This is a genomic window from Paenibacillus oralis (assembly GCF_003863965.1).
Taxonomy (GTDB): domain Bacteria; phylum Bacillota; class Bacilli; order Paenibacillales; family Paenibacillaceae; genus Fontibacillus; species Fontibacillus oralis.
In genome coordinates this window covers 43,487-66,300 of sequence record NZ_RRCN01000001.1, presented here as the reverse complement: position 1 = coordinate 66,300, position 22,814 = coordinate 43,487, and the positions used below count along the sequence as shown (strand labels likewise).

The window sequence follows — 22,814 nt, the reverse complement described above, 5'->3', positions numbered from 1 at the left end:
AAGGGAGCCAGAATATGAAAGCAAAGAGATGGAGCAGTATCATTTTGCTATTGATGCTGAGCATGGCCGTTGCCTTGACGGGCTGCGGCGGCAATGGCGGCGGTAACAGCGCCGCAGGCACAAATAAGGGGACGAACACGGGGACGGAAGCTCCGTCAGGTTCCGCGCAGGATACGTTGATCGTTGGACGCGGCGGCGATTCCTCTTCCCTGGATCCGGCGATCGTCACCGACGGCGAATCGCTCAAAATTACGCATCAGGTGTTTGATTCCTTGCTGGAATACAAAGAAGGAACAACGGAAGTTCAGCCTTCCCTCGCAGAGGATTGGACGGTTTCCGAAGACGGTCTCAAATACACGTTTAAGCTGCGCCAAGGCGTAAAATTCCAGGATGGAACCGACTTTAACGCCGAGGCTGTCGTCTTTAACTTCACGCGTTGGTCCGATCCGAAAAGCGAATACAAGTTTGAAGGGGACTCTTTCGATTATTACGACTCGATGTTTGGTCCGGACGGCAAACGCGTCATTAAAGAGGTCAAAGCTGTCGATGACTATACGGTAGAATTCACGCTGAATCAGCCGCAGGCGCCTTTCCTGCAAAACCTGGCTATGACCTCGTTCGGGATTGCCAGCCCGACGGCGATTCAAGAGAAGAAAGAAAACTTTAAAAACGAACCGGTCGGCACGGGTCCATTTGTGTTCAAAGAGTGGAAACGCAACGATTCGATCACCTTGGAAAAGAACCCGAACTACTGGAAGGAAGGGCTTCCGAAGCTGAACAAAGTCATCGTTCGTTCGATACCGGACAACTCCGCGCGCTTTAACGCGCTGCAAAGCGGTGAGATCGATTTGATGGAAGACTTGAGCCCGGACGATCTGGCCACGTTGGAAAGCAACCCGGAACTGCAAAAAATCACACGTCCGTCCAACAACGTTGGTTACGTCGGTTTTAACTTGAAGAAAGAACCGTTTAACGACGTGAAAGTAAGAACAGCGCTTAGCTATGCCGTAAATAAGCAAGGCATCATCGACGCCTTCTTCGCGGGCCAGGCCGAGCCGGCCAAAAACCCGATGCCGCCGTCCCTGTGGGGCTACAACGACAGCATTCAGGATTACGAATACGATTTGGAAAAAGCGAAGCAGCTCTTGGCTGAAGCCGGTTACCCGAACGGTCTGCCGGGCGAGTATACCTTCTATGCGATGCCGGTATCCCGTCCTTACATGCCTGACGGCAAAAAGGTAGCTGAAGTTATTCAAGCGGATTTTGAAAAAATCGGCGTTAAAGTGAACATCGAATCTCCGGAATGGGCAACGTATTTGGATGACGCGCAAGCCGGCGAAAAAGACGATCTGTTCATGCTTGGCTGGCAAGGCGACAACGGCGACCCGGACAACTTCCTGTACACGCTGCTGGACAAAGACGCTATTCCGTCCAACAACTACAGCTATTATTCCAATGATGAGCTGCATGAGATTTTGAAGCAGGCGCAAGTTGAAACCGAGCAATCGAAACGCGAAGAGTTGTACAAAAAGGCGCAGGAAATCATCAAAGCCGACGCTCCGTGGATTCCGCTCGTGCATACGACGCCGCTGCTTGCAGCCAAAGCTAACGTAAAAGGATACGTTGCGTCTCCGACAGGGACAGAGTACTACAGCAACATTTATTTCGAATAACGGGCGTTTTTGTTAACGCCTCTGGCAGGTGAACCTTAACTTGAAAGCCTATATTTTTAAACGAATATTAATCATGGTTCCTGTCCTGATCGGAATGACGATTATCGTATTCTCCATTATCCATGCGATTCCCGGTGATCCAGCAGAAACCATTCTGGGACAGAAAGCGACGGAGCAGTCCAAAGAGGCGCTTCGGGAACAACTGGGCTTAAACAATCCTTGGTATCAGCAGTACTTTACGTATATGGGAGATTTGCTGCAGGGAGATCTGGGGCAATCGATCCGCACGAGAGTGCCGATTTCCCAAGAGATCATGCCGTATCTGGCCGCTACGGCGGAGCTGACGATTGCGGCGATGCTGTTCGCCATCATTGTTGGGGTGAACGCCGGGATCATCAGCGCTTGGCGGCAAAACTCCTGGTTTGATTACATTTGCATGCTGATTGCGCTCATCGGGGTGTCGATGCCGATTTTCTGGCTTGGTCTGATGGAACAGTGGATCTTCTCCTTGAAGCTCCACTGGCTCCCTTCGATCGGCCGCATGAATCAGCGGGATCCGGTGGAAACCGTGACAAATCTGTATGTGCTGGACACGATTATAGCCGGCCGTTGGGATCAGCTGTGGACGGTGATCAAACACCTGGTTTTGCCAAGCGTGGCGCTGGGTACGATTCCGATGGCGGTCATAGCCCGGATGACGCGCTCGAGCATGCTGGAGGTCATGAATTCGGATTTTGTCCGCACGGCGAAAGCCAAGGGGTTATCGCAATTCGTTGTCGTCTACAAGCATGCGCTTAAAAATGCGTTTATTCCGGTGCTGACGGTCATCGGCCTGCAAACCGGGGCGCTGCTCGGCGGCGCGGTGTTGACGGAAACGATTTTCGCCTGGCCGGGCGTAGGACGTTATATCTACGATGCGATCAGCTCGCGCGATTATCCGGTCATTCAATCCGGCATTCTGATCATCGCTTTTATTTTCGTCTTCATCAATTTGATTGTGGATTTGCTGTACGCCGCGGTCGATCCACGCATTCGCTATCGGTAAAGGAGGGGAACCATGGCTCAAATTACTGCAAGCACAGGCGGCAACACCGCCATTCAGGGGGAGAAGGTTTCCGGCCCTTGGCGTGATGCGTGGAGAACGTTCCGCAAAAATAAAATCGCCATGATCGGTCTGATCATGATTGTGCTGTTTGTCATCATCGCGCTGCTGGCCCCCGTGATCGCGCCTTATGATTTTAAGGCCCAGGAGTTGGGGGACCGCTTGAAACCGCCGTCCTCCGAGCATTGGTTCGGAACGGACGACCTGGGGCGGGATCTGTTTACCCGGGTGCTGTACGGGGCGCGGATTTCCCTGTGGGTCGGCACGTTTTCCGTTATCGGCTCGATTATCCTCGGCACGATTCTCGGGATTCTCGCCGGGTTTTACGGGAAATGGATCGATATGATCATCTCGCGCTTGTTTGATATCCTGCTCGCGTTTCCGAGCATTCTGCTGGCGATCGCCATCGTCGCCATCCTCGGCCCGTCGCTGCAAAACGCATTGTACGCGATAGCGATCGTCAACATTCCGACGTACGGCCGCTTGGTCCGCGCCAAGGTGCTCAGCTTGAAAAACGAGGAGTACATTACGGCCGCGCGGGCGATCGGGATGAAAAACAGCGGTATTCTGCTGCGGCACATCCTGCCGAACAGCTTGACGCCGATCATCGTACAGGGCACGCTCGGCATCGCCACGGCGATTATCGAAGCCGCCGCGCTTGGCTTCCTTGGCCTCGGCGCGCAGCCGCCCGCACCGGAATGGGGCAAAATGCTGTCCGATTCGCGGCAATTTATCGCCACGGCTCCGTGGACGGTTGTTTTCCCGGGGATATCGATCATGCTCACCGTGCTCGCCTTCAATTTGATGGGCGACGGTTTGCGCGACGCTTTAGACCCGCGGATGAAAAATTAATAAGAATCTTGATCTTTAGCTTAACTGCCGGGAGGGTTCCCGGCAGTTTTTTTTGACATTATAGTTATAAAATTTCGGCTATGGAAGACGGCGATGCGCAGGTAGAGAGGGGAGGAGAAGAGGAAACTGGGGGCTAAGGGACACCAGAGCCGTTATTTTCGAAAAAACGGAGGTCTGCAAAATGTAACGGACACAGAAGACCTTGTTTACCTCAAATCGGCCTGGATGAACGGGTTTAGAGCGAAATAGGGTCGCCTGTGTCCGTTAGGCTGGGAAATGCCCGGGAAATGGGCGGATAAGGCCGCTGGTGTCCGTTAGAGTAGCGTTCAAACGCCGTCAGGCCTTTTTCTTATACTCTCCTGATGATTAGCACTTTACGTCAACTTTCCTTTCGTCATCGTGATGACTTATTTGGGGAATAGAATATGATGTTAATTATTGTCACATATAGTGGGCTTCCGGTTATAATTTAAAGAATAAGATATAGCAAAGATAAGGGCAGGAGGCGGCGAGATGGCAAACAAGTCTAGAAAAGTGACCATTGTCGGTTCCGGATTGGTGGGTACGGCTTGCGCCTACTCCATGATTAACCAATCCATCAGCGAGGAAATTATGATGATCGACCGGACCTATGACCGTGCAGTGGCGCACGCGCTCGATTTATCTCATTGCATGGATTTTACCTCGACACGCACGAAAGTCGTTGCCGGCCGTTTGGAGGACTGCCGTGATGTCGATGTCGTGGTGCTTACGGCCGGGGCCAATCCGAAGCCGGGACAAACGAGGCTGGACGTGCTTGGGGACGCGGAAAAAATCACGAGGGATATCGTCAGCCGGCTTGTGGACGGAGGGTTTGATGGTGTTTTTGTCGTCGCAGCCAACCCGGTGGATATTGTTACGTATATTGTACGCGAAGTGTCAGGTTTTCCGCGCAACCGGGTGATCGGCACCGGCACTTCGATCGACTCGGCCCGGCTTAAAACGCTGCTGTCGGAGGTGTTTTCCATCGATCCGCGCAGTGTTAACGGCTATGCGATGGGCGAGCACGGCGATTCGCAGTTTGTCGCCTGGTCGCATGTGACGATCGGGGGCAAACCGCTGCTGCACATTCTCGACCAGCACAAGGAGCGTTTTCGCCACGTCGATTTGGACGAAATCGCCAAGAAAACGAAGGATGCCGGCTGGGAGATTTTTACCCGGAAAGGCAATACGCAATTTGGTATCGGCAACGCGCTCGCTTACATCGTCCGTTCGATTCTGAACGACGAGCACAAAATTATCGCCGTGTCCGCGGTCCTTGATGGCGAATACGGGCAATCCGGGGTATGCGCCGGGGTGCCGGCCATCATCGGCGGTGGCGGTATTGAGGAGATTTTGGAGCTGAATTTGGCGGAGGAGGAGCGGCATAAATTCGAGCATTCCTGCAGCATACTTAAATCCGCGATCCAAAGTCTGCAGCAGCGCTAATCGCTTAAAAGCCGGTTTAACTTTTGGGACATCCGCCTTAGTTTAGGGGCGGGTGTTTTTTTGACTCAGCAAGTGTTCAATTCAGCCGGTTGGCGTAAGTCCTGCAGTGGATGTCCGGCTCCTTCCGCAGGCTGTTCTACCTTTTTGCTCCCTGTTATATAGTTTATAAAAAATGAACGGGAGCGATGGGATCATGAACGGAATTGCCATTCGGAATTTGGCCGAGCTTGGACAGGATGGGTTAAGGCAGGCTACGGAAGTTTTCGTGGATGGATTTTTTCAATCGTTAAGTTATTTTTCCAAGGATCGGGCGAGGTTGGTTAGGGCGCTGGAGCACGCTTTGGTCAAGGAGCATTTTTTCGTGGCGTTGGTGGATGGGCGGGTGCTGGGCATCTTTGCGTTTTCCGCGGGCCGGCAGCGGGCGTTTCGGTTGAATCGGGACATTTTGCGAAAAGAATTGGGCTGGCTGAAAGGAAGCTTGTTTTATGCTTTCGTCCGGCAGGAGCTGGAAAAGCCGCTGGGCCTAAAGGACCGGCAGTGCTATTTCGAAGCGGTGGCAACTGCGGATGAAGCCAAAGGCAAGGGGATCGCCACCCGATTGCACGACCATCTCCTCTCTGTTTTGGATTATGATGAATATATTTTGGAGGTTGTCGACACCAACACGGCTGCGGTACGTTTGTATGAGAAATTGGGATATGCCGAATTTAATAGAAAGCCGCAAAGATGGTTTCGGAAGCAGGCGGGCTTCAATGCCAGAATATATATGAAGAAACACGCGGACAATTCCTCATTACGGTAATATGATCAGTAGGACTGGACAGGAACATACATTCGTATTATGATTATGAAATCAATGCAAGGGAAGTGAAGGTTATATGCCATATTGCAAAGTGAACCGGGCGGAGCTCTATTATGAGGAGATCGGGACAGGACGGCCGATCCTGATGATCCACGGATTTACGCCGGACCACCGGCTGATGAGCGGCTGTATGGAGCCTATTTTTTCCGGGAGACCGGGGTGGAGACGGATTTATGTCGATCTGCCGGGCATGGGGCGGAGCAGGAATTATGAAGAAATTTGCCATACCGACGAGATGCTGCAAGCTGTATTGGAATTTATCGATAAGGTCATTCCTGAATCCCGTTTTCTTATCGCCGGGGAGTCGTACGGGGGTTATTTGACGAGGGGAATTATTGCCCGGCTGCCCGAACGGGTTGAGGGGGCGGCTTTGATTTGTCCGCTGATCGTGCCGGAGATGGAAGCCCGGATTTTGCCCGTACATACGATTTTCCATGAGGATCCGGAATTGGCGTCTGCGCTTGGCCGAGAAGAATACGAGGATTTCAGGTCGATGGGAGTCGTATTGGATCGGTACACTTGGACAAGATATGCAGATGAAATCGCTGCGGGCTGCAAAATCGCGGATGTGGCTTTTTTGACCAAAATCAAGGAGAATTACGGATTCTCTTTTCCGGTCGATCGGGAATTTATGGGGCCGGCGTTATTCCTGCTTGGAAGGCAGGATACGTCGGTAGGGTATGCGGATGCGCTTCGCCTGCTGGATTTATTTCCGCGCGGCACGTTTGCCGTTCTGGATCGGGCGGGGCATAACCTGCAAATCGAGCAGAAGCATGTTTTCGATGCGCTGGTTAACGAATGGCTGGACAGGGTGGAAGAGGTGTCGAACAAGTAGAGTCTATCCTTTCGGCGTCGGCGGATAACACAGGCGTATTATACAGGGAGCAAAGAGGGGATCAGGCATGTATGAACTGAAAACGAAAGAAAACGAGAATAGCGTGATCGAATTCATTGAAAACGTGGGCCATCCTCAAAAAAAGGAAGACGCTTACCGGCTGCTGGATATTTTTACGGAAACGACTGGGTTTCAGGCAAAAATGTGGGGCTCCAGCATCATTGGGTTTGGTTCGTATCATTATAAATATGCTTCCGGTCACGAAGGAGATGCGCCGCTGGTCGGTTTTTCGCCGCGGAAAGCCAAAATCAGCTTGTACATGGCCACAGGGGATGGCGCGCGTGAAGAATTGCTTGCGTCTTTCGGGAAGCACACAGCGGGCAAAGGCTGCGTCTATATCAATAAGGTTGACGATATCGATATCAACGTGCTCCGTGCGCTGATCAAGCAGTCCGTGGAGTTCCTTCGGAAGACTTATCGGGAGGAGTAAAATAAAAATTAGGAGTGCCCCTCCTCTGAAACATGTCCATAAGAGCCCAAAACCGGTCTGCCAGCCCGATGGGATCAACTGCAAAAGTACATTTGAAATTCCGCAAATTTCTGCTTTTGAGCGGTTGAAGTGCAAAAGTACATCTCTTTTAGGGCTATCCGATAAAAAAGCAGCTTTTGACCCGAAATGAACTGCATTTTTGCATTTGACGAGCCATTTTATAGGCATTTGGGTGAAAATCGCCTGCACTTTTGCATTTTCTGGGATTTCCGCCCCTCTTCCTTATATCGCAACGTGGCGGGAGTAGCATATAATTACAAAATCAAAACCTATGTGCTGAGGATTATGATTTTTTATCCAAAAAAGGGGGGCTCATCCCGGGGGGAACCAAAAAACTGCTATTAAGCGCAAAATTGATATTGCTAACTCAAATATTCTGTGATAGAATATTTTTTGCTTGTAAATTTCATTCCTTGATGTCTCAGTAGCTCAGCTGGATAGAGCAACGGCCTTCTAAGCCGTCGGTCGGGGGTTCGAATCCCTCCTGGGACGTGTGAAAAAAGCTCTCTTCGGAGGGCTTTTTTGCTGTCTGGGAAATCGGCGCTTAATCACAAGATCAGGTGGTCAATCCATTCGTTTGAAGTCAACAGTTCAGCTCCCGGGTTTTCAGTCTTACGCTAACGGTTGCAAACGCGCTTATTTAGCCGAAAAGGCGCAGATTCAATTTTTAACGGTTGTAGTTGAGCTTAATAGAATGAGAAAGGCTTGAATCCGCAAAAAAAGGGCAATTAAGCTCTGTTACAACCGTTAAAATTCGTTCCTCCTTGATTTAACCGAAATAACGGCGAATACAACTGTTAGAATAACGGTTCGTTTGAGATGGTCGCTTAGATTGCTTGAAGAGGCCGCTTGAGAAACCCCGCCTTCACGTATCATCCAACCGCCGTTTTGGACCCAACTTTTCCAGAATCAATTTATTTATCACTCTCCGGTTTACCCGATGAATTTGTTGAACGCAAGGCGGCGGTAAGTCTAACTCCGAGGCTTACTCCGAGGTTTACTCCGGGTTTAACTCCGGAATTTTTGCCTTGGACGGGGTCTATGCTATAATCTCAATTAATGCAGTGCGGAAGAAAGGAGGTGCCCTTATCAGCCATTTTCGACCCGATGAGAAAGACAACATCGTATTGTTTCCGAAAACGCTCGATTATTACCAGATTGAACTGACCCGGATGCTGGAAACCGAGAGATACGGGGAGGCTGCGGATCTCTTGAGGTTTTTGCTGCAGTGCCAGGGGGAAGACCCGCGCCATTACGAAGAATGGCGGGCATTGCTGGACTGGCTCACCGAAGCTTTTCCCGAGCTTCAGAACGGGGCTCCGGACGCGGAAGATTACGGCCATGAGACGGAAGAAGCATTGGCCAGACGGCATGTCGAAGCGAAGCTTGAGCAGGATCAGGATTATGCCGGTAAACTGCTGAGCGCGGTAATGGATAAACCGTTGTCGGAGCAAACCCTTTTGGCTTTGGACCAGCTTGCTTATTTGGACCGCCCGGAAGTGGATGAAGCGCTGACCGAATGGTTGCATCAAGAGGAACTCCATCCGCTGCTTCAGTATCGGGTGCTGCAGACGCTGCGCCGCCGCGGTACGATGGGATCGCTTTCCATGATGCGTGCCGGGGAAAAGGTGGAGGTTGAAATCGAATCGGTTCCGCTGAAACCCGATGAATTTCCTCCGGCCGTCCAGGAGGTGCTCGAAAGGGTGGGGGAGCAGACGCAGGTGCACGATCCTACTTTGTTTTATTTTGCCCAGGAGCTATGGTCGCAAATTGTTATGGGTTTGTACGGCGGGAGGGACTATCGTTCATTGATTGATGGCGACGACACGGTCATTGACATTTGGGCGGCGGCGCTCCACCAACTGGTCACGGACAGCCTGCCGGACGGAAAAACCGACGAGGAAATCCGCGCGTTGTACGGCATTACCGACGAGCATAGACTTCGCTTTGAGCAGGTTTGCCGGTCGATCCGCCTTTTTTTGGCGGTGAGCGGTGTTCAAGAAAGATAGGCACTGGGGAATTATTGGCTCTACGATCGGCTCTTGTAAAAAGATGTATTGTTGTTTATAATATAATGGTTATTCTGATCGTGTCCATAGAGACAGCTATGCTGGAACCATGATAGCTGTTTTATACGCGATTCGGTTTCAGTATTTTAGTATATGTGAAATTTGGAGGGGAAGGCATAAAATGAAAGCAACCTGGGAAAAAATAGAGAAGAACCTCGGCGTTCTCGAGGTCGAAGTGGAGGCGGAACGTGTAGCCGCCGCACTTGATAAAGCGTTTCAAAAAGTGGTAAAAAAAGCGAATGTTCCTGGCTTCCGTAAAGGCAAAGTGCCTCGGCCGATCTTTGAAGCCCGTTTCGGCGTAGAAAGTCTGTATCAGGACGCCATCGACATTTTGCTTCCTGAAGTATACAGCGAAGCCGTTGATCAAACGGACATTTTCCCGGTGGACCGTCCGGAAGTGGACGTTGAGCAGTTTGAAAAAGGGCAACCGTTCAAGTTCAAAGCGAAAGTGACGGTTAAACCGGAAGTGAAGCTTGGCGATTACAAAGGTGTGGAAGTACCGGCGGTCAGCGCGGAAGTTTCCGAAGATGAGCTGAACGAGGAGCTTGAGCGTCTGCAGCAGCGCCATGCCGAATTGGTTGTCATCGACGAAGAAGCCGCGAAGAATGGCGATACTACCGTTATCGACTTCGAAGGTTTCGTTGACGGCGTTGCGTTTGAAGGCGGCAAGGGAGAGCGTCATTCCCTGGAGCTTGGAAGCAATTCGTTCATCCCTGGCTTCGAGGATCAAGTTGTTGGAATGGCTACCGGCGATTTCAAGGACATTACCGTAACTTTCCCGGAAACTTACCATGCTGAAGAATTGGCCGGCAAGGAAGCCGTATTCAAGGTGAAAGTTCATGAAATCAAACGCAAACAGCTCCCTGAGCTTGACGACGAATTTGCCAAGGATGTCAGCGAATTCGATACGCTGGACGAGTTCAAAGAAGACTTGAAGAAGCAACTGCAAAGCCGCAAGGAACAAGAAGCCAAAGGTGCCCGCGAAGCGGCTCTCGTTGACAAAATCGGCGAAAGCGCGGAAGTGGAAATTCCGGAAGCGATGGTCCGCAATGAAGTGGAAAACATGGTGCGCGATTTCGACAACCGTCTTCGTTCCCAAGGCATGAACCTGGAATTGTACATGAACTTCTCCGGCCAAACGGTTGACGATCTGAGAGCCCAAATGAAGGACGACGCGGAAAAACGCGTTCGCAACAATCTGGTGCTGGAGCAAATCGCCAAAGCCGAAGAGATCAAAGTGTCGCAGGAAGACGTCGACAAAGAGCTGGCGGAAATGGCCGAAGCTTACAAACGCTCGCCGGAAGAAATCCGCAACATTTTGGCGGCTAACCGTTCGCTGGGCAGCTTGAATGAAGAAATTCTGATCCGCAAGACGATCGATTTCCTGCTGGAAAACAGCAAGGAAGTGCCGGCCGAGGAAGCGGAAGCGCCGAAAGCGAAGGAAGAAAGCAAACCGGCAGCCAAGAAAACGACGAAGAAATCGACGAAGGCGGCTGAATCGAAAGCCGACGCCGACGCTGACAAAAAAGAAGCGGAAGAGGCTAAGGACGAGGAATAGTCTAACGCAAGGCATTCCCGGTTGCAGACAGACAAGCCTCCCATGAAATACATCAAGATAAACGTTAGGGCACGTATACAAATGCGTGCCTTAATTTTTCATCATTTGCCGATACATTTATTTCCATTTGGCATCGGACAGGCCTGCGGTTATATAATGTGTAAAAGTCAACATAAACTGTATCGTGTGAAAAATGACATGAGGCTTTGAACATGGTAGAATGTTTCTGTAAACCGAAAGGGAAATTGAAAAAGAAAAGAGGTTGGTCGCATGAGCCTGGTACCTATGGTCGTAGAACAAACGAATCGGGGAGAACGATCTTACGATATCTATTCAAGACTTCTCAAAGATCGCATCATTTTTCTCAGCAACGCTATTGATGATGAAGTTGCCAATCTCGTGATTGCCCAACTGTTGTTTTTGGCGGCCGAAGACCCTGAGAAAGATATTCACCTGTACATTAATTCGCCGGGTGGTTCTGTCACTGCCGGGATGGGGATATATGATACGATGCAATACATCAAGCCTGATGTGTCCACGATCTGCGTAGGAATGGCTGCGAGCATGGGATCGCTGCTCCTTACGGCCGGGGCGCCTGGCAAACGTTTTGCTCTGCCCAACAGTGAAGTCATGATTCATCAGCCGCTTGGAGGCGTTCGCGGTCAGGCGACGGATATTAAAATTCATGCCGACTGGATTATCAAGACGAGACAGAAGCTCAACCAGATCTATGTGGAGCGAACGGGTCAACCCCTTGAGAAAATCGAGCGCGATACAGACCGTGACTTCTTCATGAGCGCGGAAGAGGCTAAGGACTACGGGATTATCGACAAGGTCATCACATCAGCCCATTAAATCATAAAGGGGTGTTTACATGTTTAAATTCAATGACGAAAAAGGACAACTGAAATGCTCGTTCTGCGGCAAATCGCAGGAGCAGGTACGCAAGCTTGTAGCCGGACCGGGCGTTTATATATGCGACGAGTGTATCGAGCTGTGCACGGAAATCGTGGAGGAGGAGCTCGGGCACGAAGAGGAGCTGGACCTCAAGGAAATTCCGAAACCGAAGGAAATCCGCGATATTTTGGACCAGTATGTCATCGGCCAGGAGCAGGCGAAGAAATCGTTGTCCGTAGCGGTTTACAATCATTACAAACGGATCAACACGCAAAGCAAGATCGAAGACGTGGAGCTGCAAAAGAGCAACATCCTGCTGCTTGGACCGACCGGTTCCGGCAAAACGCTGCTCGCGCAAACGATGGCGAAAATTTTGAACGTTCCGTTCGCGATCGCCGATGCGACTTCCCTCACGGAAGCCGGATATGTCGGCGAAGACGTGGAGAATATTTTGCTGAAGCTGATTCAAGCGGCCGATTATGATGTGGAAAAAGCGGAACGCGGCATCATCTATATCGACGAAATCGATAAAGTGGCGCGCAAATCGGAGAATCCGTCCATTACCCGCGACGTCTCCGGCGAAGGTGTTCAGCAGGCGCTGCTGAAAATTTTGGAGGGCACCGTGGCTTCGGTTCCTCCGCAAGGCGGGCGCAAACATCCGCATCAGGAATTTATCCAAATCGATACGACGAACATTTTGTTCATTTGCGGCGGCGCGTTCGACGGCCTGGAGCAAATGATCAAACGCCGGATCGGCAAAAAAGTGATCGGCTTCAACGCCGTAAACGACGGTCAAAAAGACCTGAAGCCGGGCGAATATTTGTCGATGGTGCTGCCGGAGGATTTGCTCAAGTTCGGGTTGATCCCGGAATTCGTAGGGCGTTTGCCGGTCATCTCGACGCTCGAGCCGCTGGACGAAAAGACGCTCGTACGGATTTTGTCCGAACCGAAAAACGCGCTGGTCAAACAGTATCAGAAGCTGCTTGAACTCGACAACGTCAATTTGACGTTTGAGTCCAAAGCGCTTGAGGCGATTGCGCGCGAAGCGATCAAACGCAATACCGGTGCGCGCGGACTTCGCGCCATTATCGAAGGCATTATGCTGGATGTGATGTATGAAGTGCCGTCCCGCGACGATATTACGGACTGCGTCATCACCGAAAAAGTCGTCGTGGAGAAAACTGCGCCCGAGCTGGCCACGAAGAAAAACAAAAAGCAGGAAGAGAGCGCGTAAGGCTGGGAGAGACCTGAAATGACATTCTTGAGACAAGATACGCGGCCGGTCAAAGTCGGAAATCTGACGATCGGCGGCAGCAACGAAGTCATCATCCAAAGCATGTGCACCACCAAAACGGCGGATGTGGCCGCCACGGTAGCCGAGATTCTTCGTTTGGAGGAAGCGGGCTGCCAACTGGTGCGCGTGACGGTGAATAATGAGGAAGCGGCTGCGGCGATCAAGGAAATCAAGAAGCAAATCCACATCCCGCTCGTCGCCGACATCCATTTCAACTATAAGCTGGCCCTTATGGCGATCGAGAATGGCATCGACAAGGTGCGGATCAATCCGGGCAACATCGGACGCCGCGAGAAAGTGGAAGCCGTTGTCAAGGCCTGTAAGGAGCGGGGGATCCCCATTCGAATCGGCGTCAACGCCGGGTCGCTGGAGAACCACCTGCTGGAGAAATACGGTTATCCGACGCCGGAAGCGATGGTGGAAAGCGCCTTGTTCCATATCGGCATCCTGGAGGAATTGGACTTCCACGACATCATCGTGTCGCTGAAAGCTTCCGACGTTCCGATGGCGATCGCGGCTTATTCGAAAGCGGCGGAAGTGATTCCTTATCCGCTGCATTTGGGGATTACGGAAGCCGGAACGCTGTTTTCGGGGACCGTGAAGAGCGCGGCCGGCATCGGCGCGCTGCTGTCAATGGGCATCGGCTCGACGCTGCGCATTTCGCTGAGCGCCGATCCGGTGGAGGAAGTGAAGGTCGCCCGCGAACTGCTCAAAACGTTCGGTCTGATCACCAATGCGGCTACATTGGTGTCCTGCCCGACCTGCGGCCGGCTGGATATCGATCTGTTTTCCATCGCCAACGAAGTAGAGGCGTACATCGCGAACCTGAAGGTTCCGATCAAGGTGTCCGTGCTCGGCTGCGCGGTTAACGGACCAGGTGAAGCGCGGGAAGCCGACATCGGCATCGCCGGCGCCCGGGGCGAAGGCCTTTTGTTCCGTTACGGTGAAATGATCCGCAAGGTGCCGGAAGCCGAACTGCTTAATGAATTGAAAAAAGAAATCGACCACATTGTGGAAGTGTACGAAGCGACCGGAGAAATTCCCGGACGCAAAGAACACCGCGCCCACGTGAAAGCTTAACTAGTTGAACCGCAAGCTGCCGACGACAAGGCGGCTTGCGGTTTTTTTTTGACATTCTCGAATTTAATAAATTTCGGTCATGGTAGAGGGCGATGCGCAGGTAGAGAGGAGGGAGAAGAGGAATCTGGGGGCTAAGGGACACCAGAGCCGTTATTTGCGAAAAAACGGAGGTTTACAAAATGTAACGGACACAGATGACCTTATTTACCTCAAATCGGCCTGGATGAACGGGTTTAGAGCGAAATAGGGTCGTGTGTGTCCGTTAGGCTGGGAAATACCCGGGAAATGGGGGGATAAGGTCGCTGGTGTCCGTTAGAGCAGCGTCCAAGTAGAAGTGAGAGCCGCTAAAGGACGCCGTCAGGCGTTTTTCTTAATATATAGACCGTTTTTTTTCCAAACTATCCGCAAAAACCTCGTTTTACGTTGGTGCGAAAAGGCTATACTACCAAGTATCAGTTAAAAGTGAGGGAGGCGTTCGTCATGGATTTAAATCTCATCCTGATGTCCGTTCAAATGTTTTTTGCCGTCGTAATCGGCCTCTATTTCTGGAACCAGCTGCGCAGCCAGAAAGGAAACCGGGTGGCGGTGGACCGGGAATCGCGGAAGGAGATGGAGAAGCTGCGTAAGCTGCGGGCCATTTCGCTCACCAAGCCGCTGGCGGAGCGAACGCGCCCGGCCTCGATGAACGATATCGTCGGGCAAAAGGACGGGCTGCGCGCATTAAAAGCCGCGCTGTGCAGTGCCAACCCGCAGCATGTCATCATTTACGGTCCGCCGGGCGTGGGCAAAACGGCGGCGGCGCGCGTCGTGATGGAAGAAGCGAAAAAAAATCCGGTGTCCCCGTTTAAGTCCGACGCTAAATTTGTGGAAATCGACGCGACGATCGCGCGGTTTGACGAACGGGGCATCGCCGATCCGCTGATCGGGTCGGTGCACGACCCGATTTATCAAGGGGCCGGGGCGATGGGCGTCGCCGGCATACCCCAGCCGAAGCCGGGGGCCGTGACGAAATCGCACGGCGGGATTTTGTTCATCGACGAGATCGGCGAACTGCATTCCATCCAGATGAACAAGCTGCTCAAAGTGCTGGAGGACCGCAAGGTGTACCTTGAGAGCGCTTATTACAATTCGGAAGATACGAACACGCCGGCGTATATTCACGATATTTTTCAAAACGGGCTGCCTGCGGATTTCCGCTTGGTTGGGGCAACGACAAGATCGCCGCAAGAAATTCCGGCGGCCCTGCGTTCACGCTGCATGGAAATCTACTTTCGTCCGCTGCTGCCGGAGGAAATCGCCCGGATCGCCGAAGACGCGGTGGGGCGAATCGGCTTTCAGCCTTGTCCCGAGGCCGTGGACGTCATTAAAAAGTACGCGACCAACGGCCGGGAAGCCGTCAATATGGTGCAGCTTGCGGCCGGACTTGCCTTGACGGAAAAACGCGACCACCTGCTCGCTTCGGATCTGGAGTGGGTCGCTACCAGCAGCCAGCTTGCGCCCCGGCCGGACCGCAAAATTCCCGAGCGTTCGGAAATCGGCGTCGTCAACGGGCTGGCCGTGTACGGCGCGAATATGGGAACGCTGCTGGAGATCGAAGCGACGGCGGTGCCGGCGGAAAAAGGGCGGGGCATCTACAATATCACCGGCGTGGTGGACGAAGAGGAAATCGGCGGGGGCAGCCGCACGCTGCGCCGGAAGAGCATGGCCAAGGGATCGGTGGAGAACGTGTTGACCGTTCTGCAGCGAATGGGCCTGCACCCTTCCAATTACGATCTTCATATTAACTTTCCGGGCGGAACGCCGATCGACGGACCGTCCGCGGGCCTCGCCATCGCTACCGCGATCGCTTCGGCGATCAAGCGGGTGCCGGTGAACCATCAGATCGCCATGACCGGCGAACTGGGCATCCACGGCAAAGTGAAGCCTGTCGGCGGCGTCGTGGCCAAAGTGGAAGCGGCGTTCCAGGCGGGGGCGACGACCGTGCTGATCCCGAAGGACAACTGGCAGTCGCTGTTCGAGGGACTGGAAGGCTTGCGCGTCATCCCCGTCGAGACGGTGGCCGAGGTGTTCCGCCATGTGTTCGGTCCAGAAGCCGAGAAAAATCTGGACCTGTCGACCGGGGGAGAGCTGTTCGCCCCGACTCCAGCGCCCGCGCCGTTTTTGCATGCGGAATCTCCATCGCAGGGCGGCACGATGTAGGAGCCGTTCACGGCTTGCCGGGAATGGCCCGCGGGGGGCGGCTGCTTCTTAAGCGGCCGCTCCTCATTGGTGTTTTTATGTAACATTTGCTAAAATAGCAATGATATCTAACGAGAACGTTTGGAGGTGCATAAGCGATGGGACCGCATAAATCAAAAGGCCGGCGCTTTCCTTTGCTTCCCTTACGCGGCCTTCTCGTCTACCCGAGCATGGTGCTGCATTTGGACGTGGGCCGCGAGAAATCCGTAAAAGCTCTGGAAAAAGCGATGGTCGAAGATAACTTGATTCTCCTCTGTTCTCAATCCGAAGTGAACATTGAAGAACCGACTCAGGAAGATATTTTTCGTATCGGGACTGTTGCGAAAGTCCGCCAAATGCTGAAGCTGCCCAACGGCACGATTCGGGTGTTGGTGGAAGGGATGGAGCGCGCCGAAATTATCGAATACCTGGATAATGATGAATATTACGAGGTTATCGCCAAGGAGCGTCCGGAGGAAGAAACGGTCGATCCGGAAATCGACGCGCTGATGCGCACGGTTTTGACCCAATTTGAACATTATATCAATCTGTCCAAGAAGGTCACGCCGGAGACGCTTGCCGCGGTATCGGATATCGAAGAGGCGGGGCGCCTCGCCGACGTGATCACCAGCCACCTGTCCTTGAAGATCAAGGACAAGCAAGAGATTTTGGAAACGATCGATGTCCGGAAACGGCTGGAGAAGCTGCTGGACATTTTGAATAATGAGCGCGAAGTGCTTGAACTGGAGCGGAAGATCAGCCAACGCGTCAAGAAGCAGATGGAGAAGACGCAGAAGGAATACTACTTGCGCGAGCAGATGAAAGCGATCCAGAAGGAGCTTGGCGAGAAAGAAGGCCGGGCCGGAGAGGCGGAGGAACTGCGCGCGCAAATGGAAGAGAATCAGCTTCCGGACAAGGTCAAGGAAAAGGTCGAGAAGGAAATCGACCGGCTGGAGAAAATGCCCGCAAGCTCGGCGGAGGGCGGCGTTATCCGCAATTACGTCGATTGGCTGTTAAGTCTGCCGTGGCATAAAAAAACGGAAGACGACCTGGATCTGGTCAAAGCTGAACAGGTGCTGAACGATGATCATTACGGGCTGGATAAGCCGAAGGAGCGGGTGCTGGAGTATCTGGCCGTGCAAAAGCTGGTCAAAAAGCTCAAAGGCCCCATCCTTTGCCTCGTCGGGCCGCCCGGGGTGGGCAAAACCTCGCTGGCCCGTTCGATCGCCCGCTCGCTCGGCCGGGAATTCGTCCGCATTTCGCTCGGCGGCGTGCGCGACGAAGCGGAGATCCGCGGCCACCGGCGCACGTATGTCGGCGCCATGCCGGGGCGCATTATTCAGGGCATGAAGACGGCGGGGACGCTGAATCCGGTGTTCCTGCTCGACGAGATCGACAAGATGGCCTCCGATTTCCGCGGCGATCCTTCCGCGGCGCTGCTGGAAGTGCTTGATCCCGAGCAGAACAATACGTTCAGCGATCATTTTATCGAAGTGCCGTTCGATTTGTCGAACGTGATGTTTATTACGACGGCCAATGCGGTACACAACATTCCACGCCCGCTGCTGGACCGGATGGAGATGCTGTTCATTCCGGGTTATACGGAGCTGGAGAAGCTGCAGATCGCTACCCGCTACCTGCTGCCGAAGCAGAAGAAGGAGCACGGTCTTGCGCCGGAACAGCTGGAAATCGGGGAGGACGCGCTGCTGCGGACGATCCGCGAATACACGCGCGAATCGGGTGTGCGGGGTCTTGAGCAGCAGGTTGCGGCGCTCTGCCGCAAAGCGGCCAAGCAAATCGTGTCCGACAGCAAGGAGAAGATCGCGATCGGACCCGAGGAGATCAAGGATTACTTGGGCGTGCCGAAATACCGCTACGGCGTTGCCGAGCTGGAGGACCAGATCGGAACGGTCACCGGGCTGGCCTGGACGGAGGTCGGCGGGGAAACGCTGATGATCGAAGTCACGGTCGTTCCGGGCAGCGGCAAGCTGACCTTGACCGGCAAGCTGGGCGATGTCATGAAGGAGTCGGCGCAGGCCGCGTTCAGCTATACCCGTTCGAGAGCGGCCGAGCTTGGCATCCCGCTTGATTTTCACGAGAAAAACGATATCCATATCCATATTCCCGAAGGCGCGATTCCCAAAGACGGACCGTCGGCCGGGATTACGATCGCCACAGCGCTCATTTCCGCGTTGACGAACCGTCACGTCTCGAAGGACGTGGCTATGACCGGGGAAATAACGCTGCGCGGCCGCGTGCTGCCGATCGGGGGACTGAAGGAGAAATCGCTGGCCGCCCACCGGGCCGGCTACCGGAAAATCCTGCTCCCCAAAGACAACGAGCGCGATCTGCGCGACATCCCCGAAAGCGTCAAGGAGGAGGTCGAGTTCGTGCCGGTGTCCCATATGGATCAGGTGCTTGAGCACGCGCTCGTGGAACATCCCGAAGTGCATTAACGCGGCTTAAGATGCTGGGTTGAGATCCTGGATTATAGATTTAATCCACAGCTTATAACCGCGCTTGTAGAGAGGATTTGGAACGATGAAAGTTACGAAAGCTGAATTTGTGATCAGTGCCGTGGGTCCAAACCAATATCCCGACGACGCCTTGCCGGAAATCGCTCTGGCAGGGCGTTCCAATGTCGGCAAATCATCTTTGATCAACCGCATGATAGGCCGCAAAAATTTGGCCCGCACGAGTTCGACTCCCGGAAAAACGCAGCATTTGAATTACTACCGCATCAACGACCAGCTCTATTTCGTGGACGTCCCCGGTTACGGTTACGCCAAAGTATCGAAATCGCAGCGTGAAGCCTGGGGCAAAATGATCGAAAAGTATTTAATGGAGCGGGAAACGCTGAAGCTCGTGATCCTGATCGTCGATCTAAGGCATCCGCCTTCCAAGGACGACGAACTGATGTACGATTGGCTGAAGGCGTATGAGCTTCCGGTTTGCGTCGTGGCCACCAAGGCGGACAAGGTGCCGAAAACGCGCTGGCCGAAGCATTTGAAAATCATTAAGGAAGCGCTGGTCCTGCGGGCCGGAGATCCCGTCATCCTGTTCTCTTCGGAGGAAGGCATCGGGAAGGATGAGCTGTGGGGGCTGATCAACAAATCAACGGATATGGAAGGGATTTGAAGCAGTTTCCGCAGGAAAGTGAGCATGAAGCGGGATTTTTACGGTTAAAAACGGCTGAATCCGGTTTTTTCTGAAAAATGGCGTGAATTCACGTTTTGATCGCTGAGCAAATGCTTTTGATCGTAGTGTATAATTATGATAAAGCGATTGTAAAAGAATTGAGGAGATTTGTATGGCTCAGCGGTTAGCCACAGAGTATGTTAACGCCAGTTTGCGTTTGTCGGAAGTTCAGATGTCGCAGTTTATTCACAAAGTGTACGATCCTCATGTACGCCAGCGGGTGAAGGTGCTCGATAACGGCGGGCAAGAGGTGGTGCTGGAGGATGACGGCGGGGAGGAAGTGCATCTGCCTTTTGACCGTAAAGACGGATATTACGTCTGTGAATTGTCTTTCCGCTTGGAACAACCCCATCTCACGAACGTGATGAGACTGCTGTTCGCGGCTTTCAAAGGCAGCGGCATGGTAACGAGAATTTATAATGGATTCATGATGATGTATTATTATCAGGAAGGCCGGGTTCGCAAAATCGTCGAATATTCCCGGGATTCCTACAAGCTTGTTTTTGAACTCAAAGATACGGTGGGAGAACTGACACGCATCTACCGCAGCAATGAGGCGGAGATCGAGATCGGCCGAATCCGCAAGAACATCAACGCTTTGCTTGACGCCCGCTTTATCGCGCAGGACGCCGGGGAAGTGGAGCGGATCGACGCGGAATTGCGGAATTGTTCCCGGAGATTGTTCGTGCTCGAGGCTTAAATTTTCCGGAGCGCCGGAAAGGCGGAAAGTGAAAGTCACCCTTGGTCTGAAAACGGCATAAAGTATTAGGGAAAGCTACCCAACCTGATGGGTAGCTTTTTTCAGGTAAAGGCGGAAGGGGGATGCAGCGCTTTTTTTAAAAAAAGGTTGCATTTGTCCCCGAGAGATGTTATTTTTAATCTCGTTGAAAAGAATATAGGAACCAGGATTCACTCAGGACATGGAGATGTTGCGAGAGATTTTTCCCTCGGGAAGTGAATGACGTAGGTCCTAGCGGATGAAATTTTTTCAAACATTTTATTCCTAGGAAGGGGGAACCGGAAGATGGAACATTCAACTTTCGGAAGACACGTTGCTGCTGATGTTTGGGGAGTCGACTTCGATGTACTGAACAATGCGGATCTCCTCGAAGCTCATTTGGTGGAAGCCGCCGAAGCTTGCGGAGCCACGGTGCTGTCCATGCAATCGAGACAGTTCGAACCACAAGGCGCTACGGTGCTTGTGATGCTGTCGGAGAGCCACCTCTCGATCCATACGTATCCTGAGAGAGGGTTTGCCGCCATTGATTGCTATACTTGCGGAGAAATGGTGGATCCCGGGTTGGCCGTCGATTACCTGGTGTCCGTTTTGCAACCGGAGAAAATTTACGCGAAGCAACTGGTTCGCGGGCTGGGCGAACTGGAAGTCGAAGATTCGCCGTCCAAAAAAGCGGAATTTGCGTAATCCATCATAGATTTTGGAAATATGGGAAAAATAAGATAACCATGGAACAATTCCATGGTTATTTGTTTTGTTATCGCCGACTTCATAAATAATTCATAAAAAACTCACGGAAACGAACGAGTTATGGACGTCCTCTGTGATATAATTAACATAGTTTGTTTACAGTTGGTGATTAGACATCTAATAAGGAGGCAGGTGAACTTGCAATGCACGTTGTCGTAGTCGGGTTAAACTATCGCACGGCGCCTGTGGAAGTCAGAGAACGCTTCTCCTTCGCGGAGAAAGACATGCCGCAAGCGCTGCAGGAGCTCTTACGCACCAAAAGTGTATTGGAAGGCGTTATTATCGCGACCTGCAATCGGACGGAAATTTATGTGGTAGTCGATCGTCTGCACATGTGCGGGTATTTTATCCGCAGCTTTATGGAACGCTGGTTTGGGGTTCCGCGTGAAGAATTTACCCGCCATTTATATATGTATGAGGATGAACAAGCGGTACGCCATCTTTTCCGGGTCGCCTGCGGCCTCGATTCGATGGTGCTGGGCGAAACGCAGATCCTTGGTCAGGTTAAAAGCGCGTTTTTGCTGTCGCAGCGCGAGAAGGGAACGGGGACCTGGTTCAACATGCTCTTTAAGCAAGCCGTGACGCTTGGGAAACGCGCCCATTCGGAAACCGCCATCGGCGAAAGCGCCGTTTCCATCAGCTATGCGGCGGTGGAGCTGGGCAAACGGATCTTCGGCAGCTTTAGCGGCAAGCGGGTGCTGATCCTCGGCGCCGGCAAAATGAGCGAGCTGACCGCGAAGCACTTAAGCGGGGGCGGAGCGGAGGAGGTCCTCGTCGCCAACCGGACCTATGCCCGCGCCCAGGAGCTCGCCGCCAAGTTTGACGGCACGCCGTGCACGATGCAGGAGGCGATGGAGCGGCTGGCGGACGTGGATATCCTGATCAGCTCCACCGGAGCGGAAGGATACGTGATCACGTCGGCGCAGGTCGCGCGCAGCATGAAGCGGCGCCCGGACCGCCCGCTCTTTATGATCGATATCGCGGTGCCGCGGGATATCGAGCCGGAGATCGGTGAGCTTGAGAATGTGTTTTTGTATGATATCGACGATCTGGAGGGTATCGTGGAGAACAACTTGGAGATGCGCCGGGCCGAAGCGGTGAAAATCGATAAGATGATCGAAGAGGATATGCAGGTGTTTGCGAACTGGCTGCAAACGCTTGGCGTCAAACCGGTGATCCGCGCCCTGCAGGAAAAGGCGGCCCATATCCATGAAAGCACGCTGGACAGTATGTTTAATAAGCTGCCTGAGCTGGATGAGCGCCAACGCAAGGTGATCCGGCGCCTGACCAAAAGCATCTTAAACCAGATGATGCATGATCCGATCAACCGGATTAAGGAGCTGGCCGGCGAGAATCAGGGCGCTGAAGCGCTGGAGATGTTTACGCAGATCTTTGCGCTTGAGAAGTATCTGGAAGCGGATGCGGCCGCGCCGTCGGGAGAGGAAAGCGTCGCTTCCCTCGAAATCCAAGATGGCGTGCCAACCGAAGCGCCTTTTGAGCGCGAAACCGAACTTCCTTTGGCAAAGGTGTCGGTTTAACATTTGAATTAAGAAAGAGAAACGGCCCTGGGGAATGCCCTGAGCCCTCTGCTTGATTTCTCGAATTGCATGGCTGTGGAATTCGAAGGAAAGCGGGAGGCGCGGGGTTTTTTTATATGGTATGCTATTAACGTGA

The 22,814-nt window shown here is 52.8% G+C and carries 18 protein-coding genes and 1 tRNA gene; all 19 read left to right on the top strand.

Annotated features, from left to right (window positions below; all coding sequences use genetic code 11):
- The first annotated feature begins 14 nt into the window (after positions 1–14).
- The 19 genes from EHV15_RS00290 to hemA all read left to right on the top strand — a co-directional run bounded on the left by EHV15_RS00290 (position 15) and on the right by hemA (position 22,678).
- Positions 15–1,673, top strand: a complete 1,659-nt coding sequence (locus EHV15_RS00290; RefSeq protein WP_128629519.1) for an ABC transporter substrate-binding protein — start codon at positions 15–17, stop codon at positions 1,671–1,673.
- 40 nt (positions 1,674–1,713) lie between these two features.
- Positions 1,714–2,718 (top strand): ABC transporter permease, encoded by a 1,005-nt coding sequence (locus tag EHV15_RS00285; protein WP_128629518.1) that lies wholly within the window; start codon positions 1,714–1,716, stop codon positions 2,716–2,718.
- 12 nt (positions 2,719–2,730) lie between these two features.
- The gene (nikC, locus tag EHV15_RS00280) at positions 2,731–3,627 is read left to right on the top strand and encodes a nickel transporter permease (protein WP_128629517.1); all 897 of its coding nucleotides are present in this window, start codon (positions 2,731–2,733) and stop codon (positions 3,625–3,627) included.
- A gap of 513 nt (positions 3,628–4,140) precedes the next feature.
- On the top strand, positions 4,141–5,094 hold the full coding sequence (locus EHV15_RS00275; RefSeq protein WP_128629516.1) for an L-lactate dehydrogenase: 954 nt from the start codon (positions 4,141–4,143) through the stop codon (positions 5,092–5,094).
- 193 nt (positions 5,095–5,287) lie between these two features.
- Positions 5,288–5,896, top strand: coding sequence for a GNAT family N-acetyltransferase (locus EHV15_RS00270; RefSeq protein ID WP_178075704.1), 609 nt, complete (start codon positions 5,288–5,290; stop codon positions 5,894–5,896).
- A gap of 76 nt (positions 5,897–5,972) precedes the next feature.
- The gene (locus EHV15_RS00265; protein WP_128629514.1) at positions 5,973–6,791 is read left to right on the top strand and encodes an alpha/beta fold hydrolase; all 819 of its coding nucleotides are present in this window, start codon (positions 5,973–5,975) and stop codon (positions 6,789–6,791) included.
- Positions 6,792–6,858: 67 nt separating this feature from the next.
- On the top strand, positions 6,859–7,281 hold the full coding sequence (locus EHV15_RS00260; protein WP_128629513.1) for a DUF1801 domain-containing protein: 423 nt from the start codon (positions 6,859–6,861) through the stop codon (positions 7,279–7,281).
- Positions 7,282–7,759: 478 nt separating this feature from the next.
- Positions 7,760–7,833, top strand: a tRNA-Arg gene (locus EHV15_RS00255).
- A gap of 635 nt (positions 7,834–8,468) precedes the next feature.
- A complete protein-coding gene (locus EHV15_RS00250) occupies positions 8,469–9,350 on the top strand; it encodes a hypothetical protein (protein ID WP_128629512.1) in 882 nt (293 codons plus the stop codon).
- A 181-nt stretch (positions 9,351–9,531) separates the two neighbouring features.
- Entirely contained in the window at positions 9,532–10,968 is a 1,437-nt protein-coding gene (gene tig, locus EHV15_RS00245) for a trigger factor (RefSeq protein ID WP_128629511.1), read from the top strand.
- Between the two features lie 270 nt (positions 10,969–11,238).
- A complete protein-coding gene (clpP, locus tag EHV15_RS00240) occupies positions 11,239–11,823 on the top strand; it encodes an ATP-dependent Clp endopeptidase proteolytic subunit ClpP (RefSeq protein WP_036620457.1) in 585 nt (194 codons plus the stop codon).
- Positions 11,824–11,842: 19 nt separating this feature from the next.
- Complete coding sequence (gene clpX, locus EHV15_RS00235) at positions 11,843–13,099, top strand: ATP-dependent protease ATP-binding subunit ClpX (protein ID WP_128629510.1); 1,257 nt, start codon at positions 11,843–11,845, stop codon at positions 13,097–13,099.
- A gap of 18 nt (positions 13,100–13,117) precedes the next feature.
- Positions 13,118–14,239, top strand: a complete 1,122-nt coding sequence (gene ispG / locus EHV15_RS00230) for a flavodoxin-dependent (E)-4-hydroxy-3-methylbut-2-enyl-diphosphate synthase (protein ID WP_128629509.1) — start codon at positions 13,118–13,120, stop codon at positions 14,237–14,239.
- A gap of 480 nt (positions 14,240–14,719) precedes the next feature.
- A complete protein-coding gene (lonB, locus tag EHV15_RS00225) occupies positions 14,720–16,438 on the top strand; it encodes an ATP-dependent protease LonB (RefSeq protein ID WP_128629508.1) in 1,719 nt (572 codons plus the stop codon).
- Positions 16,439–16,575: 137 nt separating this feature from the next.
- Positions 16,576–18,912 (top strand): endopeptidase La, encoded by a 2,337-nt coding sequence (gene lon, locus EHV15_RS00220; RefSeq protein ID WP_128629507.1) that lies wholly within the window; start codon positions 16,576–16,578, stop codon positions 18,910–18,912.
- A gap of 85 nt (positions 18,913–18,997) precedes the next feature.
- Entirely contained in the window at positions 18,998–19,594 is a 597-nt protein-coding gene (gene yihA / locus EHV15_RS00215; RefSeq protein ID WP_036620467.1) for a ribosome biogenesis GTP-binding protein YihA/YsxC, read from the top strand.
- A 172-nt stretch (positions 19,595–19,766) separates the two neighbouring features.
- Positions 19,767–20,354 (top strand): non-ribosomal peptide synthetase module, encoded by a 588-nt coding sequence (locus EHV15_RS00210; protein WP_128629506.1) that lies wholly within the window; start codon positions 19,767–19,769, stop codon positions 20,352–20,354.
- A gap of 324 nt (positions 20,355–20,678) precedes the next feature.
- Complete coding sequence (gene speD / locus EHV15_RS00205) at positions 20,679–21,077, top strand: adenosylmethionine decarboxylase (RefSeq protein ID WP_128629505.1); 399 nt, start codon at positions 20,679–20,681, stop codon at positions 21,075–21,077.
- A 206-nt stretch (positions 21,078–21,283) separates the two neighbouring features.
- Positions 21,284–22,678 carry a glutamyl-tRNA reductase gene (gene hemA / locus EHV15_RS00200; RefSeq protein ID WP_128629504.1) on the top strand — a complete coding sequence of 465 codons (1,395 nt, stop codon included), beginning with the start codon at positions 21,284–21,286 and terminating at the stop codon, positions 22,676–22,678.
- Positions 22,679–22,814 lie beyond the last annotated feature (136 nt).